This is a genomic window from Pseudomonas sp. LB3P31 (genome assembly GCF_054897945.1).
The window spans coordinates 738,825-755,350 of sequence record NZ_CM142710.1 but is presented as its reverse complement, the minus strand read 5'-3'; the positions used below and the strand labels follow the sequence as shown (position 1 = coordinate 755,350).

15 protein-coding genes are annotated in these 16,526 nt (G+C 61.8%); 10 read left to right on the top strand and 5 right to left on the bottom strand.

What is annotated here, in order from left to right; all coding sequences use genetic code 11:
- Positions 1–126 precede the first annotated feature (126 nt).
- From ACYZTK_RS03185 to ACYZTK_RS03160, 6 genes are all read left to right on the top strand, one after another.
- Positions 127–1,347: a helix-turn-helix domain-containing protein gene (locus tag ACYZTK_RS03185; RefSeq protein WP_462013103.1), complete on the top strand. Its 1,221-nt coding sequence runs from the start codon at positions 127–129 to the stop codon at positions 1,345–1,347.
- Between the two features lie 34 nt (positions 1,348–1,381).
- Positions 1,382–2,014 (top strand): Vgb family protein, encoded by a 633-nt coding sequence (locus tag ACYZTK_RS03180; protein WP_462013102.1) that lies wholly within the window; start codon positions 1,382–1,384, stop codon positions 2,012–2,014.
- Positions 2,015–2,176: 162 nt separating this feature from the next.
- Positions 2,177–4,180: an aminotransferase class I/II-fold pyridoxal phosphate-dependent enzyme gene (locus tag ACYZTK_RS03175; RefSeq protein ID WP_462013101.1), complete on the top strand. Its 2,004-nt coding sequence runs from the start codon at positions 2,177–2,179 to the stop codon at positions 4,178–4,180.
- Between the two features lie 24 nt (positions 4,181–4,204).
- Positions 4,205–4,987: a transporter substrate-binding domain-containing protein gene (locus ACYZTK_RS03170; RefSeq protein ID WP_462013100.1), complete on the top strand. Its 783-nt coding sequence runs from the start codon at positions 4,205–4,207 to the stop codon at positions 4,985–4,987.
- A 242-nt stretch (positions 4,988–5,229) separates the two neighbouring features.
- Positions 5,230–5,943, top strand: coding sequence for an ABC transporter permease (locus ACYZTK_RS03165; protein WP_462013099.1), 714 nt, complete (start codon positions 5,230–5,232; stop codon positions 5,941–5,943).
- A gap of 5 nt (positions 5,944–5,948) precedes the next feature.
- Positions 5,949–6,647, top strand: coding sequence for an ABC transporter permease (locus ACYZTK_RS03160; RefSeq protein ID WP_462014843.1), 699 nt, complete (start codon positions 5,949–5,951; stop codon positions 6,645–6,647).
- A gap of 90 nt (positions 6,648–6,737) precedes the next feature.
- Here the strand turns inward: ACYZTK_RS03160 and ACYZTK_RS03155 are convergent, their stop codons facing one another.
- On the bottom strand, positions 6,738–7,373 hold the full coding sequence (locus tag ACYZTK_RS03155) for a TetR/AcrR family transcriptional regulator (protein ID WP_462013098.1): 636 nt from the start codon (positions 7,371–7,373) through the stop codon (positions 6,738–6,740).
- Positions 7,374–7,482: 109 nt separating this feature from the next.
- Between ACYZTK_RS03155 and ACYZTK_RS03150 the strand changes: the two genes are divergently transcribed.
- The 3 genes from ACYZTK_RS03150 (at position 7,483) to ACYZTK_RS03140 (ending at position 10,287) form a co-directional block, all read left to right on the top strand.
- The gene (locus ACYZTK_RS03150; protein WP_462013097.1) at positions 7,483–8,499 is read left to right on the top strand and encodes a M14 family metallopeptidase; all 1,017 of its coding nucleotides are present in this window, start codon (positions 7,483–7,485) and stop codon (positions 8,497–8,499) included.
- 166 nt (positions 8,500–8,665) lie between these two features.
- On the top strand, positions 8,666–9,694 hold the full coding sequence (locus ACYZTK_RS03145) for an AbrB family transcriptional regulator (RefSeq protein ID WP_462013096.1): 1,029 nt from the start codon (positions 8,666–8,668) through the stop codon (positions 9,692–9,694).
- Between the two features lie 137 nt (positions 9,695–9,831).
- On the top strand, positions 9,832–10,287 hold the full coding sequence (locus ACYZTK_RS03140; protein ID WP_462013095.1) for a cupin domain-containing protein: 456 nt from the start codon (positions 9,832–9,834) through the stop codon (positions 10,285–10,287).
- 312 nt (positions 10,288–10,599) lie between these two features.
- Here the strand turns inward: ACYZTK_RS03140 and ACYZTK_RS03135 are convergent, their stop codons facing one another.
- The gene (locus ACYZTK_RS03135; protein WP_462013094.1) at positions 10,600–11,382 is read right to left on the bottom strand and encodes an alpha/beta hydrolase; all 783 of its coding nucleotides are present in this window, start codon (positions 11,380–11,382) and stop codon (positions 10,600–10,602) included.
- A 101-nt stretch (positions 11,383–11,483) separates the two neighbouring features.
- Here ACYZTK_RS03135 and ACYZTK_RS03130 point away from each other — a divergent pair, with 101 nt between their 5' ends.
- Positions 11,484–12,434 (top strand): aldo/keto reductase, encoded by a 951-nt coding sequence (locus ACYZTK_RS03130; protein ID WP_462013093.1) that lies wholly within the window; start codon positions 11,484–11,486, stop codon positions 12,432–12,434.
- A 174-nt stretch (positions 12,435–12,608) separates the two neighbouring features.
- On the opposite strand, the gene ACYZTK_RS03125 is transcribed toward ACYZTK_RS03130, so the two are convergent.
- The 3 genes from ACYZTK_RS03125 to glcF form a co-directional block, all read right to left on the bottom strand.
- Positions 12,609–14,777 carry a TonB-dependent siderophore receptor gene (locus tag ACYZTK_RS03125; RefSeq protein WP_462013092.1) on the bottom strand — a complete coding sequence of 723 codons (2,169 nt, stop codon included), beginning with the start codon at positions 14,775–14,777 and terminating at the stop codon, positions 12,609–12,611.
- Between the two features lie 94 nt (positions 14,778–14,871).
- Entirely contained in the window at positions 14,872–15,285 is a 414-nt protein-coding gene (locus ACYZTK_RS03120) for a heme-binding protein (protein WP_462013091.1), read from the bottom strand.
- The gene (glcF, locus tag ACYZTK_RS03115; RefSeq protein WP_462013090.1) at positions 15,282–16,523 is read right to left on the bottom strand and encodes a glycolate oxidase subunit GlcF; all 1,242 of its coding nucleotides are present in this window, start codon (positions 16,521–16,523) and stop codon (positions 15,282–15,284) included. The genes ACYZTK_RS03120 and glcF overlap by 4 nt, the downstream gene beginning before the upstream one ends.
- Between the last annotated feature and the right edge of the window lie 3 nt (positions 16,524–16,526).

The following is a 16,526-nucleotide window of genomic DNA, read 5'->3' as shown; positions in this document are numbered from 1 at the left end:
ATTTGAGACCGCCGCGAGCAATCTTCGCTCCCTCAGGACGGGGGGGCGATCTGCTGCACAAACCAATGCCAGGCGCCAGGTCGTGACTAGACTGACCACCAGCAGCCCACACCTTGGAGTAACCCGATGGACTCGTTGATCACGGCGGCAGCGCATGCCCTGGCGGCAGGCGATCCTCTCGGCGCGCTGGACCGGGTCGCCCTGCGTGACGATGCGCCGGCGCTCGCGCTGAGGGGGATCGCCATGGCGCAGCTGGGTGATCTGGTGCGCGCCAGAGACCTGGTGAGACGGGCTGCCCGAGCGTTCGGGCCGCAGGAAACCCTGGCTCGGGCGCGCTGTGTGGTGGCCGAAGCCGAGATTGCCCTGGCTTCGCGGGATCTGCGCTGGCGGATTGACGCGCTGGAAACTGCGCGCGTCACGCTGGAGGTGCAGGGCGACCGAATCAATGCAGCTCATGCGCGCTACCTGCAGATCAGGCGGCTGCTGTTGATCGGCCAGCTGGATGATGCTGAGGGCATGCTTGCCGACCTTGACCCCGGTCCGTTGCCGCCGGCCCTGAGAACGATCCATGAACTGGTGATCGCCGGGATTGCGATTCGCCGTCTGCAAACCGCCAAGGCGCGAGCCGCCTTGGCCAGGGCTGGGGATGCAGCGAAGGAGGCGGGCATTGCAGCGCTGACGGCGCAGGTGACAAGCGCCGCCAGCGTGCTGCAAGCGCCTGCGGCGCGGCTGATTGTGCGGGGAGCAGAGCGACCGGTCTTGCTGGACGAGGTCGAAGCCATGCTCGGTTCAACCACGCTGGTGGTGGACGCTTGCCGTTACTCCGTACGCGGAGTCGGGATGTCGGTGTCCCTGGCGACTCGCCCGGTTTTGTTCACCCTGGTCCGGGTGCTGACCGAGGCTTGGCCGGGCGATGTATCGCGGGAAATCCTGATCGCCCGGGCGTTTCGTCTGAAGCTCAGCGATGAATCCCATCGTTCGCGGTTGCGCGTCGAGATCGGACGCCTGCGTGCGGTGCTCAAACCCTTGGCCGCAGTGACGGCGACCCCGCGCGGTTATGCCCTGCAGTCGCTGGTCGCAGTGGACGTGGTGCTGCTGGCGCCGCCGGTCGAGGCGAAATACGCGACGCTGTTCGCATACCTGGCCGATGGCGAAGCGTGGTCGAGTTCCGCCCTGGCACTGGCGCTGGGCACCAGTCAGCGCAGTGTGCAGCGTGCGCTGGATGCACTCGCGGTGGCGGGCAAGGTGCAGTCGTTCGGCCAGGGGCGGGCGCGGCGCTGGATGACGCCGCCGGTACCGGGTTTCGCGACGAGCTTGTTACTCCCGGCCCCGCTGCCCGGTGATTAGGATGGAGCCATCAACCGAGAGGAGGAACACCGAGATGAAACACTCAACCGCTGAGATTGTTCGTGAGTACGGGCCCTTTGCAGGCGTGGAAAACGTGCACGGCGTTTCCTGGGACGGCGAGCATGTATGGTTTGCCACAGGCGAAAAACTTAACGCGCTTGACCCGGCAGACGGCCGGACTGTGCGCTCGATCGATGTCGCCGCCCATGCCGGCACCGCCTTTGACGGTGAGCATTTGTACCAGTTGGCCGAGAGCCGTATCCAGAAAATCGACCCTGTTTCCGGCGAGGTGCTCAACACTATCCCGGCCCCAGGCGGCGGCAATGACTCGGGCATGACCTGGGCCGAAGGCTCACTGTGGGTGGGTGAGTATCGCGAGCGCAAGATTCATCAGATCGATCCGGCCAACGGCAAGATTTTGCGCACTCTGGAGTCCAACCGGTTTGTCACGGGTGTCACCTGGGTCGAGGGCCAGCTGTGGCATGCGACCTGGGAAGGGGAGGAAAGTGAGTTGCGGCGTATCGACCCGGTTACCGGTGAGGTGCTGCAGAGCGCGAGGTTGCCAGCGGGGGTGGGGGTGTCGGGGCTTGAGTCGGATGGCGCGGAGCGGTTTTTCTGTGGGGGTGGTGGGAGTGGGCAGGTGCGGGTGGTGCGCCGGCCTCGGTAGATCAATAAACGCCACCACTGTCGCAAAAACGACCTCTTTACACTGATCACGAATCTCCAGGAATTATCTGTTGAACGACTGTTCAGCTTCGATTATGTTGAGACCCACTTCCCCGGCTGGTAGCGCGGGCTTGCGTTTCTTCTTATCGAACGAGGCACTTGCATGCGGTTTTCACCCTTTGTTGAGCGGATAACGGGCGACGGCGTTGCCGCTTGGGACATTCACTACGCGGCATACGAAGCCCAGCGCCGGGGTGAAGATGTGATCATCCTCAGCGTCGGTGATCCGGACTTTCCCACCCCGGATTTCATCACCGATGCAGCCATTCATGCCCTGCGCGAAGGCGACACCCACTACACCGAAATCGCCGGTCGCCTGAAATTGCGCGAAGCGATTGCCGCCCGCTACAGCCCTTTGTTCCACCGTGAGTTGCAAGCGCCAAACGTGATCCTCACGGCGGGAGCGCAGAACGCCCTGTTCGCCGCTTCGTTATGCCTGCTGACAACTGGCGATGAAGTGCTCGCCCTGGACCCGATGTACGTCACCTACGAGGCCACGCTCAAGGCATCGGGTGCGACCCTGGTACGCGTCCCATGTGCCGCAGATTCCGGTTTCCGCCTTGACGCCGCCGTGCTAGCCAAGGCGATCACCCCGCGGACCAAGGCGATTTTCCTCTCCAACCCGAACAACCCCACCGGCGTGGTGCTCAATCGCGAAGAGCTGCAAGCCATCGCCGAACTCGCGGTCATCCACGACCTGTGGGTGGTGGTGGATGAAGTCTATGAAAGCCTCACGTTCGAGCGCGAACACCTGAGCCTGGCGGCCATGCCGGGCATGGCCGAGCGCTGCGTGGTCATCGGCAGTCTGTCGAAGTCCCATGCCATGACCGGCTGGCGCATTGGCTGGATCATCGCCAACGAAAGCCTGGTGGCCCACGTCGAAAACCTGGTGCTGAGCATGCTCTACGGCCTGCCAGGGTTCGTCATGGAAGCTGCACTCAAGGCCGTGCAGTCACACGGTGACGTGACCCATGGCATGCGCGACATCTATCGTCGGCGCCGCGACCTGGTGGTGAAAAGCCTGGCTGATTGCCCGGGGATCTCGGTACTCAATCCCGACGCCGGCATGTTCGTCCTGCTGGACGTGCGCAACACCGGCCTGACTTCGCTGGAATTTGCCTGGCGACTGCTGCGCGAGGCGCACGTCTCGGTGCTGGATGCGGCCGCGTTCGGCGAGCCGGCGCAGGGTTTCGTGCGGCTGTCGTTTACCCTGGGTGAGGAACGACTGGCCCAGGCGTGCCAGCGTATTCGCAAGTTTGTCCTGGTGCTCAAAGGTGAAGCCCCGCGCCCGGTGATCAGCCGCGTGACCTGCGAGGCGACCATCGAGCCGGCAGCCCGCAAGACCATGATTGAAGTCGATCGCCTGCACAAACGCTTCGGCAATATCGAGGTGCTCAAGGGCGTTTCGTTGACCGCCCGGGAAGGCGAAGTGATCTCGCTGATTGGCGCCAGTGGCTCGGGCAAAAGTACCCTGCTGCGCTGCATCAACATGCTCGAAATCCCCGACCAGGGGCGCATTCTGGTGGATGGCGAAAGCATCCATCTGAATCAGAATCGGCCAGGTGCACCACTGGTGTCGGACGCCAAGCAGCTGGTGCGCATCCGTTCGAGCCTGGGCATGGTGTTCCAGAACTTCAACCTGTGGCCTCATCGCACGGTGCTGGAAAACCTCATCGAAGCGCCGACCCAGGTCTTGCGCGAAAGCCGCGCGGAGGCCACCGAGCGCGCCGAAGCCTTGCTCGAACGCGTGGGGCTTGCAGCCAAGCGCAACGAGTACCCGGCGTTTCTCTCAGGGGGTCAGCAGCAGCGCGTAGCGATCGCCCGGGCCCTGGCGATGCGGCCCAAGGTCATGCTGTTCGATGAACCCACCTCGGCACTCGACCCCGAGCTGGTCGGCGAAGTGCTGCGGGTGATCCGCTCCCTTGCCGAAGAAGGCCGCACCATGATCCTGGTGACCCATGAAATGGCCTTCGCACGCGATGTCTCCTCCAAGGTCGCCTTCCTGCATCAAGGGCTGATCGAGGAAACCGGTTCGCCGGACGATGTGTTCGTACACCCACGCAGCGAGCGTTGCCGACAATTCGTCAACGCTCATCAGACTCGCTAATTAATAACAAGACGGGGAACAACCATGGGCAATCGACGTTTGGCAAACTGGATGACGGGCGTGGCGTGCGTGCTGCTGGCCGGGATGAGCGCGGCACAGGCGGCACCGATCAGGTTCGCGGTAGCCGCCGAACCCTATCCGCCGTACACCGAGAAGCAGGCCAACGGTGAATGGAAGGGTTTTGAGGTCGACCTGATCCACAAGCTCTGCAGCGAAATGAAGGCTGAGTGCGAGATCAAGGAAGTGGCCTGGGACGGGATCATTCCATCGCTGCTGGCGAAGAAGATCGACGTGATTTTTTCCTCGATGTCGGTGACCTCCGAGCGTGAAAAACAGATCGCCTTCAGCAAGGCTTATTACGATTCAGTGATTGCCGTGGTCGGGCCTAAAGGCACCACCGTCAGCAAATACCCGGATGATCTCAAGGGCAAGATCATCGGCGTGCAGAACTCCACCGTCAGCGCCAGCTACCTGAAAGCCAACTACGAAAAAATCGCCGACGTGAAGTACTACGACACCCAGGACTCGGCCAACGCCGACCTGATCGCCGGGCGCATCGACTTGATGATGGCGGACGGCACGGCCATGGCCGCCTTCGTCAAGACCCCTGATGCGAGCAACCTGGCCTACCTCGGTGCCGTGCCCTACGACCCGCTCTTCGGCAAAGGCGTCGGTGCCGGCCTGCGCAAGGAGGACACCGAGTTGAAGGCCAAACTGGACGCGGCGATTACCAGCCTGCTGGCGAGCAAGGACTATGACGAGCTGTCTCAGAACTACTTTGGCACCAGCGTGAAACCTGCTTTTTGATAGCTGGACTGCAAGGCAAATCCCGCAGGAAACAATGATTCTGTGGGAGCAAGGCTTGCCTTTGCAGGAAACAATGGTCCTGTGGGAGCAAGGCTTGCCCGCGATGCTTTTGGCGGACTCAACGGCCTCATCGCGGGCAAGCCTTGCTCCCACAGAGCCTTGCTCCCATAAGGGGTGCTCCCACAGGGACTCACTCCTACAAGGGATAGTGGTGATTGGAAAATCGCTGACTGGAGAACGCCATGCCAGCAATGTTCGATTTGATCAACTTCAGCGAAACAGGCTGGGGCAGTGCGCTGCTCAAGGGTCTACTGATGACCCTGCAGATATCCGCCGGGGCTTTTGTGGTCGGTTTGTTTATCGGCCTGGTGGTGGCCTGCCTCAAGCTGGGCGCGCCCAAACCCATCGCTGCACTGATGCGCGGCTACACCACGCTGTTTCGCGCCATTCCAGAGTTGTTGCTGATTCTGCTGCTGTACTACGTCGGCTCCATGCTCCTCAATTCACTGATGGCCCGGATGGGCTACGAAGCCGTCAACGTCAGTGGCCCGCTGGCGGCCATCCTGGTGCTGGGACTGGTGCAGGGCGCCTACGCCTCGGAAATTTTCCGCGCGGCGATCCAGGCGATTCCCTACGGCCAGATCGAGGCGGCGCGGGCGTTCGGCCTCAGCGGCTTTGGCCTGTTCCGTCGGGTCACGCTGCCGATCATGGCGCCCTATGCGATGGCCGGGATGGCCAACCTGTGGATCAACCTGATCAAGGACAGTGCGCTGATCAGCGTGGTCGGCACCAATGAACTGCTGTACACCGCCAAGCAAGCGGCGGGATCGACGCGTCACTACCTGTTGTTCTACCTCACGGCCGCAGCGTTGTATTACGCGGTGACGTTGGTGTCCAACTACCTGTCGGGACGGCTTGAACGACGTATCCGTCGCTGGATGCCTTTGGCTGAGTGAATGAAATGATTCCAGCGTGGATAGTTGAATACGCGGCACTCCTGGGCCGCGGGTTGCAAACCACCATCACCATTTTGCTGATCTCGATGGTATTCGGTTTCGCCCTGGCGGTGCTGGTGGCGTTGGCGCGGATCTCGAAAAATAAAGTGATCGCCAAGGCCAGCCTGTTCTACACCAGCGTGCTGCGCGGCACGCCGCTGCTGATCCAGATCTACATCTTCTACTACGGTCTCGGCAGCCTGTTTGCGCAGTTTCCGCTGATCCGTGGCAGCTTCTTCTGGCCCTACCTGCGCGACGGCTATTGGTACATAGTGTTCGCCCTGGTGCTGTCGGTGGGCGCCTACGTCGGCGAAGTGATTCGTGGCGGGCTGCTGGCGGTGCCCAAGGGTGAAATGGAAGCCGCCGCCGCCTTCGGCATGACGCCGCGCCGGGCGCTGCTGCGGGTGCGTTTGCCGCGAGCCATGCGCCTGCTGTTGCCGACCCTGGCGGGCGAGACCGTGATGTTGCTCAAGTCCACGGCACTGGCCTCGACCATTGCGATCATCGACCTGCTGGGCGCGGCCAACGTGGTGCGCGCGCAAACCCTGCAGGTGTATGAGCCGCTGCTGCTGGTGGCCGGGGTGTATGTGTGTCTAACGTTCCTGATCGAGGCACTGTTCGCGTTCTTCGAGCGGCGCGGGACGCCAGTGCGCAGGTCGGTTTAATGACTACGCCACGGCCGGGCTGGTGGGTGGTATCGGTCAGTTCCGATCGCGATCAGCGGCACCCTGGCGATGATCTTCGGGCGTCATGCCTCACGGGGCGTCGTCGGCGCTGAATGCTCCGTTACGCAGCCCCTTTATCCAGCAGCGGCAGATGTGAAGGCCGTTGGCGGGGCTGAATGTTTCGGGGTTGAGGCACCACTCGATCCAGAGTCCGTCGAGCGTCGCGGATAGGCCAATCGCAGCCAGGTGCGTGTCGTGGATCATGAAGCCTTCGCTGGCCGCGAGGTCATCGAGCAATTGGCGGAGCAAGTCGAGGTAGGCGCGGTAGCTTTTTTCGTGGGACTGGCTGACGTGTTCGGAGTGGCGGATCAGGCTCCAGAACACCACCCAGGCACCGAGCAGTTGCGGGTCCATGACCCGCGGTGAAAATGAGCCTGTGAGGAAGGCATCGATCTTCGCGGCAGGCGTGTCTGCCTGTTCAATTTCCTGCATCAGGGCGCTGGTCAGTTCGCTGGCGAGTTTCTGGTAAGTGTCGGCGATCAACGCGTCGATGCTGCCGAAGTGATGGTTGAGCAGGCCCACCGAGACCCCGGCTTCGGTGGCAATACGGCGCACCGATAGACCGGCGTGACCGTCGCGCACCAGGCAACGCAGCGCGGCAGCCACGAGCATTTCCCGGCGCTCGTCGGGTTCGGCGCGGCGGTTCTTCACAGGGGGAGTGGTCACAGGTACGTCCTTGGAAGCGTTTTACACGTTGCCGAGCTTAGTTGAACGAGTGTTCAATCACCAGCGGCGATGCAGCGGTTTTTATCGGTCATGACGGGAGCACAAGCGGATGGCGCAGGATATTTCGTTCAATGTTCGCAACAACAACGGCGACCCGCTGCGGGTCGGCGCCTGGCGTTATCAGGGTGACGGCACTGGCCCCAAGGTGCACCTGCAAGCCGGGGTGCACGCCGATGAAATCGCCGGGATGCTGGTGTTGCACCTACTCATGCACCGCCTGCAGGCCGCCCAAGCCCAAGGTCGGCTGCGGAGCCAAGTGACGGTAGTGCCCCAGGCCAATCCGCTGGGCATCGGTCAGTTTCGTCAGGGGCGCCTGTTGGGCCGCTATCACGACGCGACCGGGCACAACTTCAATCGTGGCTTTGATCAGTCGGCTGCCATGGAACAGCCCTTGACCAACGTGCAGGAGTGGCAGAAAAGCCTGGTGCAACTGGCGACCGGCGCCGACGTGATGCTCGACCTGCACACCGATGACGAGGCGCTTCCGTACCTCTACGTACACCGCAGCTTTGCGCCCCAGGGTCGTGAACTGGCGGCAGCGATGAAGATGGATGTGGTGATCATCTGGGACGACGGTGGCGATGGCTCCTTCGAGGAAACGATCATTGCGCCCTGGCTGCGCGATGGCGTCAGTAGCCTTCAAATGGCGGCGACCCTGGAGCTGCGCGGGCAGGGCGATGTCAGCGACCGACTGGCTGAACAGGATGCCCAGGGGCTCTACGACTGGCTGTGCAGTTGCGGCGCCATTGATGAGGTTTCGACCGTCGGGGAATGGCCGGTGGAAACCCTGGAAATGGGCCAGATGGAGACGATTCTCGCGCCGCAGCCTGGGGTGTTGATCCTGGAGAAGCGGCTGGGGGATTATGTCGAGGAAGGTCAGCGTTTCGCGCGAATCCTGCGCCGGCCGGGCGATCCGTCTACCGAAGTGGCGCTGGTCGCCGAGCAGGCGGGGCGCATGGTTACCTGCTACCGGGACCGGCTGATCTCCCAGGGCATGGTGGTGGCGAAATTCACTGGCACGCGCATTTCCAGGCACTGGCGCGGTGGGCTGCTGGATCCGAATTGACGGCCGATCGCGGGCTGTTTCAACCGTACATAACGCCGCTCGTTGCAGAGCGGCGTTTTTGTATGCAGCGCTTTTTACTTGACGCTGCACGGGGAACAGTGGGAAAAAGTGCGAGCTGGGCGAAAGATTGGATCCAATACTTGGCTCCCGGAATTAAGGACAATTCATGAAAACGCTCTTGTGCTTGCTGATTGCCACCGCCGTTGGCGCCGCGCTGCAATATATCGGCGTGCCCCATGGCCTGTTGCTTGGCTCGATCCTCTCCACCGCGGTCATCGTCGGTAAATCCGGCTTTGCTCCCACTCTGCGCTTTGGCCTGGGATACGTGCAGATCGCCCTGGGGATCGCCACCGGCTTGATGTTCCAGGCCTGGGACAGCAAGACCGCCGCAGCTCTGCTGCCCAGTCTCGGGCTGTTGCTGCTGTGCATGACGGCGCAGATCGTGGTCGCCGGTTTCTGGTTGTACAAAGTCACTGGCTGGAACCTCAAGGACTCGCTGCTGGCGGTGTATCCGGGGGCGCTGGCGGCGGTGTTCGATTTGCTGGAATCGGAGCGCGCATCGAGCAAGGTGATCGTGGTGCACCTGGCGCGGCTGTTGTTCATCACCGTCCTCGTCAGTTTCTGCGTGACCGGGCACACCGTAGTTATCGCCGCCGACAGCAGCCCCTGGCTGGTGAGCACACTGTTGATCCTGCTCTCGCTGATCGGCCTCTGCCTGCTACTGGGCCGCTTGCTGCTGCGCTTCGGGGTCCCGGCGCCGTTCATGCTTACGGCGATCGTCCTGACCGGCGTCTACGTGCGGTCAGGCTATCTTCCGGGTTTTCATATGCCGCAATGGAGCATCGATTTTGCCTCGGTGCTGCTCGGCGTGTTGATCGGTTCGAAATTTCGCGATATCAGCCTCAAGGAGTTGGTGCGCCACGGGCGGTCCGGCTTGATGTCGGTGGGGCTGATGTTGCTGGTGGCGGCGGGATTTGCCGCAGTGGCGTGGCAGGTCCTGGGCAGTGATCCGTTGACCCTGTGGCTGGCGTACATGCCTGGTGCCATCGAAACCATTTCAATCGTCGCGTTCAGTGGTGGCCTGAATGTCGTGTTCATTCTGTCCCATCATCTGGTGCGGATGGTCGTGCTGCATTTTTCCCCGGCGTTGCTGATCCAGGCGCGGCGCTGGCGTGAGAGTGCGGATCGGGGGTGACGTTGTATTTTCATGTATCAGACTTGCCTGCAGCCATTTGAGGATACAAATCGAGGTCGGGTCGGACACTTGGGCGATACAGGGCGGCTTTCCAATGGGGCACACCGCATTTGCGGTATCACCTTTGGAGAATCGCGATGTCCTTTTTCACTCTTCGTAATACCGCTGGTGCGCTTGGCCTGGCCATTGCTGCGCTCTGCGGATTGGCCCAGGCTCAGGAGGTCAATACATCCACCCAAGGCGCGACGGCGGCCGCTAAAAGCTGGCAGACCGGTTTGCACCGCACGGATCTGCTGCATCGGGATATCGACGTTGCGGGGCAAGAGGTGCTTCAGGTTCGCGTGGATTTTGAACCGGGGGTGGTATCGCCCAAGCATTCCCATCCTGGGGTTGAGGTGGCTTATGTGCTGGAAGGCACGTTTGAATATCAGCTTGAAGGGCAGCCGGCGGTGACGCTGAAGGCGGGGGATTCGTTGTACATCCCGGCGGGGGTGGCGCATGTGGCGAAGAATGTGGGTGCTGCTACTGCTTCGGAGTTGGCTACTTACATCGTCAAGAAGGGCCCGCCGCTGGTTAAGATTGTGGCTGAATAACCCTTCGCCCATACGACTTACGCCTTTTGATCTTACTTTGGGTACATATCCATTTCTGCGGTCACGGCTTCCAATAGCAGCCGTTACCGCAGAAATGGATATGTACGCAGAAAAAGAAGCAAGATCAAAAGATCGCAGCCTCGTTCCACTCGTCAGCTCCTACAGAGAAATGGAGTAACCGGCTGAAAAGCGGAACCAATGGAAAACGTTACCGCAGGAATGGATATGTACACCGTCAGTGAAAATGGTCGCCTGCCAAACCGTCATCGCGAGCAGGCTCACTCCTACAGAAAAAGTGGTCGGCACCCGACCTCACAAAGCATCCCCCAACAACTTCAGGTAATCAGCACTGTCTGAAATCGAATTATGCCCCACCCCCGGAATCACCCTCAGCGCAGCCACCCCAGGCGAGAAATGCTCGAACAGCCGCTGCGTACTCGATCGCGGAACGACTTCGTCATGCTCCGCCGCCAGCAGCAATGTCGGGACACTGATTTCCCGCGCATACCGCCAGGATTCAAAGCGCTCCTGCAACAGCCAGCGCACCGGAAAGATCGGAAACTGCCGTGCCGCCAGTTCACCGAGACTGTTGTAGGGCGTGATCAACACCAGGCGCGAGGCCGGGCGCTGACTGGCCAGGCGCACTGCGACGCCGGAGCCGAGGCTGCGGCCCACCAGCGTCACCTGCGGATGTTCGGCGTAAACCTTGTCGAACAACGCCAGGGCATCACGCTGAATGTCCTCCTCGGACGGCGCACCGGTACTGCCGCCATACCCCCGGTAATTCAGAAAGTACAACGCATGATCGGCAAAAGCTGCGGAAAACGAGGGTAAATTACGCGACACATCCTCGGCGTTGCCCCCGAAATAGATCAGCGCTTTGGGCCCCGCGTGCTCATGCACCGATACCAGTACCTGGGCATTGGCGCGGGTCAGCGTGATTAACTCACTCTCGACAGCACGGGGTTGCGGGTAATAGATGAGGGCGCGCTGGAACACGAACAACGCAACACAGAGCGCCACATACAGCGCAATGACGATGACGACGATGAACATCAGGATGCGTGACATTCGGCTAACGTTAGTGGGCGGCATTGACGACTCGGGAGCAAGTAGCGATTGTACGAACGCTGTCGAAGTGTAGTCGATCGTTCGCGAGGAGCGGGCCGCAACCGCGCAAGTGAAAGGGCAATACCATGAGCCACACTGACGGAATAACACGTCGCCGATTACTCACGCTGGCTGCTGGGGTCTCGGCAGTCTTCACCTTCGATCCTGCCGGTGCACAAACCGAAGAGTCGAGCGTCACAGGAGGCAACAGCATGCAGACCCGAGGCATTCCTTCCAGCGCCGAGCCGCTGCCGATCGTTGGATTGGGCACTTATCGCGGCTTCGACGTCGCCCCGGCGGACCCTGCCTATAAACAGCTGCCTGCGGTGCTCACTGCTTTGTTCGAGAAGGGCGGGACGCTGATCGACAGCTCGCCGATGTACGGTCGTGCCGAGCAGACCACCGGGGAGTTGCTGTCGATTCACGAGCCGCGCTCGCCGGCATTCCTGGCGACCAAAGTGTGGACCCGCGGCCGCGAAGAAGGCATTGCGCAGATGGAGGAGTCGTTCAAACTGCTGCAAACCGACCGCATTGACCTGATGCAGATTCATAACCTGCTGGACTGGAAGACCCATTTGCCGACCTTGCGCCAGTGGAAGGATCAGGGGCGCATTCGCTACATCGGGATTACTCATTACACGGCGTCGGCCTATGACGAAGTGGAGGCGGTACTCAAGGCTGAACAGCTGGATTTCCTGCAGATCAATTACGCCCTGGATGATCGCGGGGTCGAGAAGCGCATCCTGCCACTGTGCCGCGAGCGCGGTGTGGCGGTGATCTGCAACCGGCCATTCGGCGGTGGAGGCCTGATCGCGCGGCTCAAGGACAAGCCGCTACCGGGGTGGGCTGCGCAGGTGCAGGTCAACAGCTGGCCGCAACTGGCGCTGAAGTTTTTGCTGTCGCATTCGGCGGTGACTTGCGTGATTCCGGGGACGGGCAATCCGCGTTACATGGCTGACAATGCCAAGGCCGGGTTCGGTCCGATGCTGACCGGGGCGCAGCGTGAGCAGCTGATTGATTTGGTGAAATCAACCTGAATCAAACCCTTGAGAGCAAAGCTGGCTAGGGGAGCACAGATTGTGAGAACAATACTTGTGGGGTACACATCCCCTGTGGGAGTAAAGCTTGCTCGCGATTGAGGGTTCTCATTGAACATCGATGTCGACTGAGCCAGCGCAATCGCGAGCAAGCTTTGCTCCCACAGGGCGCTGTCAGAAGTTTATCGAAGCACTCAACCGCGCCGTTAGCGGCGCGCCCTGGAATACGTAGTCATCGCCCATGTATTCCCCGGCATCACGCCAGTAACGCTTGTCGAACAGGTTGTCCACGGTCAGGCGGAACACCGTCTCGTAGCCATCGATGCGCGTGCTGAAGCGGCTGCCGACGTTGAAGATTGCATACGCGCCGGTCTCCACCTCACCGACCTGGCTGGCGTACTTGCTGGCGCTGTACTGCATACCACCGAGCACTGCCAGGCCCTCGACCCAGGGCAGCGCATAGTCCGCCGTAAGACTGGCGCGCAGGTTCGGCACATTGATCGTCTGGTGCCCTTCATAGGCGGCCGTTCCCGTGCCGCTGACCCGTGAACGAATCGCCGCAACGCTGGCGCTGATCTGCAGGCGATGGGTGGCAAAGCCGTTGGCGGACAATTCGAGGCCAGTGTTCTTCTGCTCGCCCTGTTCAGTAAAGGTGAACGTGCCGTCGTCATTCGGCCGGGAATACTGATAAGCCTGGCGAACCTGAAACAGCGCGGCCCCCAGGCTGATGCGCTGCCAGTCGTACTTGACCCCCGCTTCAATCTGCCGTGACACCGTAGGCGCGAGGATCTCAAACGCGTTGGTGGTAAACCATGCCGCCTCACCGCCCAGGGACAGGCCTTTGCTGTAGCGGGTATAGAGCGACAGGTTCTGCACCGGCTTGTAGATCAGCGCCGCCTGGGGCAGGAATTCGTAGCGCCGGGTATGGCGAGTGGTGGCCCCCTGGTTGTCGAAGGTTTCCTCGTCCAGGCGTACGGCGCGCCCGCCGAGTACGGTCTGCCAGTGCTCGTTGAAACTGATGCGGTCATTGAAAAACAAGCCGTACTGCCGACTGTCCAGGCGTCGCTGGGAATCATTGAGCGGACCGTCGTAGCGGGCGAAGTCCGCAGGCTCGTTATTGATATTGCCGCTGCCAATCATCACGTTGATCGGGTCGCGCTTGTCCACGACCCGGCGAAATCCGCTGCTGCCCAAGGTCAGTTCGTGGCCAAGGCCAGCGGTGTCGAAGCGTCCGCTGAGGGTCGCCTGCACCTCGTCGTTGCGGCGGGTATCGTCGGGGCTGCGGAAGTCATAGACATCGTAGTCACCCTCCGGGCTGAAGTAATTCGGCACTGCGGCGTCGGCGCAGCTGGCGGCGCCATAGCACCCCCAGGCGAACGAGCTGTAGTCGTCGATCACCACGCGGCTGCGCGAGGCGCTGAAATCGGCTTTCCAGGAGTCGCTGAAGCGGTACTCGAAGTTGCCGTTGATGTTCAGCGCATCGGTGCTGACCGGATTGGCGCCGCTCTGGTGCGCCAACAGTTTTTTCGGCGAGGCGTGGTGCGGCAGACGTGTGCCACCCAGCAGCTGATAGCCCGGAGCCGAACGCTGTTCCTTGGTCTGATACTCGACGTCCAGCTGCAACAGCGCATCGGGGCTGATGTTCCAGTCAAACGCCAGGGAGGCGAAATCCCGCTGGCCGTTGGTGTGTTCGACGTAGGAATGAATATCTTCGTGGGCCAGGTTGGCGCGCAAGCCGAACTGCTGCTCGCTGCCGAAGAAGCCGCCGATATCCGTCGCCAGATAACCGCTGCCGCGATCATCGGTGGAGACTGTGACCTGGCGCACATCGGTCGGCCGCTTGGTCACATAGTTCACCAGTCCACCGGGCTCGGAAACTCCGCTTTCCAGGCCGGACAGGCCCTTGAGCAACTCGACCTGCTGCTTGTTTTCCAGCCCGACATTCTGTTCGCCGGTGATGGTGCGGCCGTTGATCTTGTAGCTGCTGGCAGCATTCAGGGAAAAGCCGCGCACCACGAAGTTCTCGTAGTAGCCCACCGGCGCATAACCTTGGCCGACCGAAGCGTCGTTGCGCAGCACTTCGCTGAGCAGACGGGCCTGTTGATCCTTGATCAGGGCTTCGTTGATCACTGCCACAGATGCCGGGGTGTCGAGCAGCGCGGTGGTGCCGAAACCACTGACCGAAGCACTGTCGGCCTGGTACCCGGAAGTGTCTTCGCCGGTGACAGTCAGGGCTGGCAGCTCGGTGTCGGCGCCCAGTGCGCAGTTGGCCGAGAGCAGGCCCAACGTCAATACATTGAGGGCGAACAGGCCCTTGTGGCCTGTCCGGTAAAGCCTGTCCATGGATACTCCTCGTAGTCTGACCCGCACGCAAAGCGCGCCATCATACAGAGGACGTATCGCGACCGGCGATTGTTAATCCCGGGACTGTGATTGCTCAGGCGTTTGTATTACCCAGGCACTGCGCACCCGCCTTGGCGACCTGCGCATCCTGCTCGGCCTTGACCCCGGACACTCCGATCGCGCCGATCACCTGGCCATCGACGATAATGGGCACGCCACCTTCCAGGGAGGTCAGCAGCGGCGCGGAGAGAAAGGCATGCCGCCCGCCATTGACCATCTCTTCATAACCTTTCGATTCACGCCGACCCAGAGCCGAAGTGCGCGCCTTTTCAGTGGCGATGTAGGCGCTGATCGCAGCAGCACCGTCGAGGCGTTCAAGGGCCAGGGGGTGGCCGCCGTCATCGACGACGGCAATGGTCACGGCCCAGCGGTTGTTCTGCGCTTCAGTGCGGGCCGCCGCGAGGATCTGGCTGACCTCGGCCTGGCTCAAGACAGACTTGCTGTTCATGGGGATACTCCAGTGCGGATAGAGGGCAATGCGGCTTCGACCACTTCGATCCAGTGCCTGACCGGAGTGCGGCCGGCGCCGTCGAGGTGCGACTGGCAGCCGATATTGGCGGTGACAATCACGTCGGGGTGGCCACTTTCCAGGGCATTGAGTTTGTTGTCGCGCAATTGTCGGGCCAGCACCGGCTGGGTCAGCGAATAGGTGCCCGCCGAGCCACAGCACAGGTGGCTGTCGGGCACGGCAGTGAGATTAAAGCCCAGGCGGATCAGCACCGCCTCGACGGCGCCGCCGAGTTTCTGCGCGTGCTGCAAGGTGCATGGGCAGTGGAACGCCAGGCGCTGTTCGGCTTGGACTCCAAGGGTTTCGAGGGATTCGTCGCGCAACACTTCAACCAGATCCCTGGCCAGCGCACCGACTTTTTGCGCCTTGGCAGCATAGGCTGGATCCGTGCACAGCAGGTGCCCATAGTCTTTGATGAAAGCGCCGCAGCCGCTGGCGGTCTGCACGATGGCCTCGGCGCCAGCCTCGATGCTCGGCCACCACGCATCGATATTGCGCCGGGCGCGATCAAGGCCGGCGGCCTGGGCGTCGAGGTGATAATCCACCGCGCCGCAGCACCCGGCCTCGCGGCTGGCGATCACACTGATACCCAGGCGGTCCAGTACCCGTGCCGCGGCTGCGTTGGTATTGGGCGACAGGCCGGGCTGCACGCAGCCCTCAAGCATCAGCACCTGTCGGGCATGACGTGGCACCGGCCGGGTTTTCGCCGGATACCCGCTGCGCGGCAACTTGGCGCGCAGCGTCTCCGGCAGCAGGGCGCGGAACACCTGGCCAGTGCTGACCAGGCTCTTGAACAGCCGAGGATTTGGCACGGTGTCGCGCAAGCCCGCGCGTAGCAGGCGCTGCCCCAGCGGCCGGGGCACGGCCGCATCGACCACTGCACGACCGATATCCAGCAGATTGTGATAGTCCACCCCGGAAGGGCAGGTGGTCTCGCAGTTGCGGCAGGACAGGCAGCGGTCCAGGTGCAACTGGGTCTTGCGGGTCACTTCATGGCCTTCCAGCACTTGCTTGATCAGGTAGATGCGCCCGCGCGGGCCATCCAGCTCATCACCCAGCAACTGATAGGTCGGGCAGGTGGCATTGCAGAAACCGCAGTGCACACAGCTGCGCAGGATACTTTCGGCTTCCTCGGCGCGGGGCAACTGGCGGGCCTGTTCGCTTAACGTGGTCTGCATGGG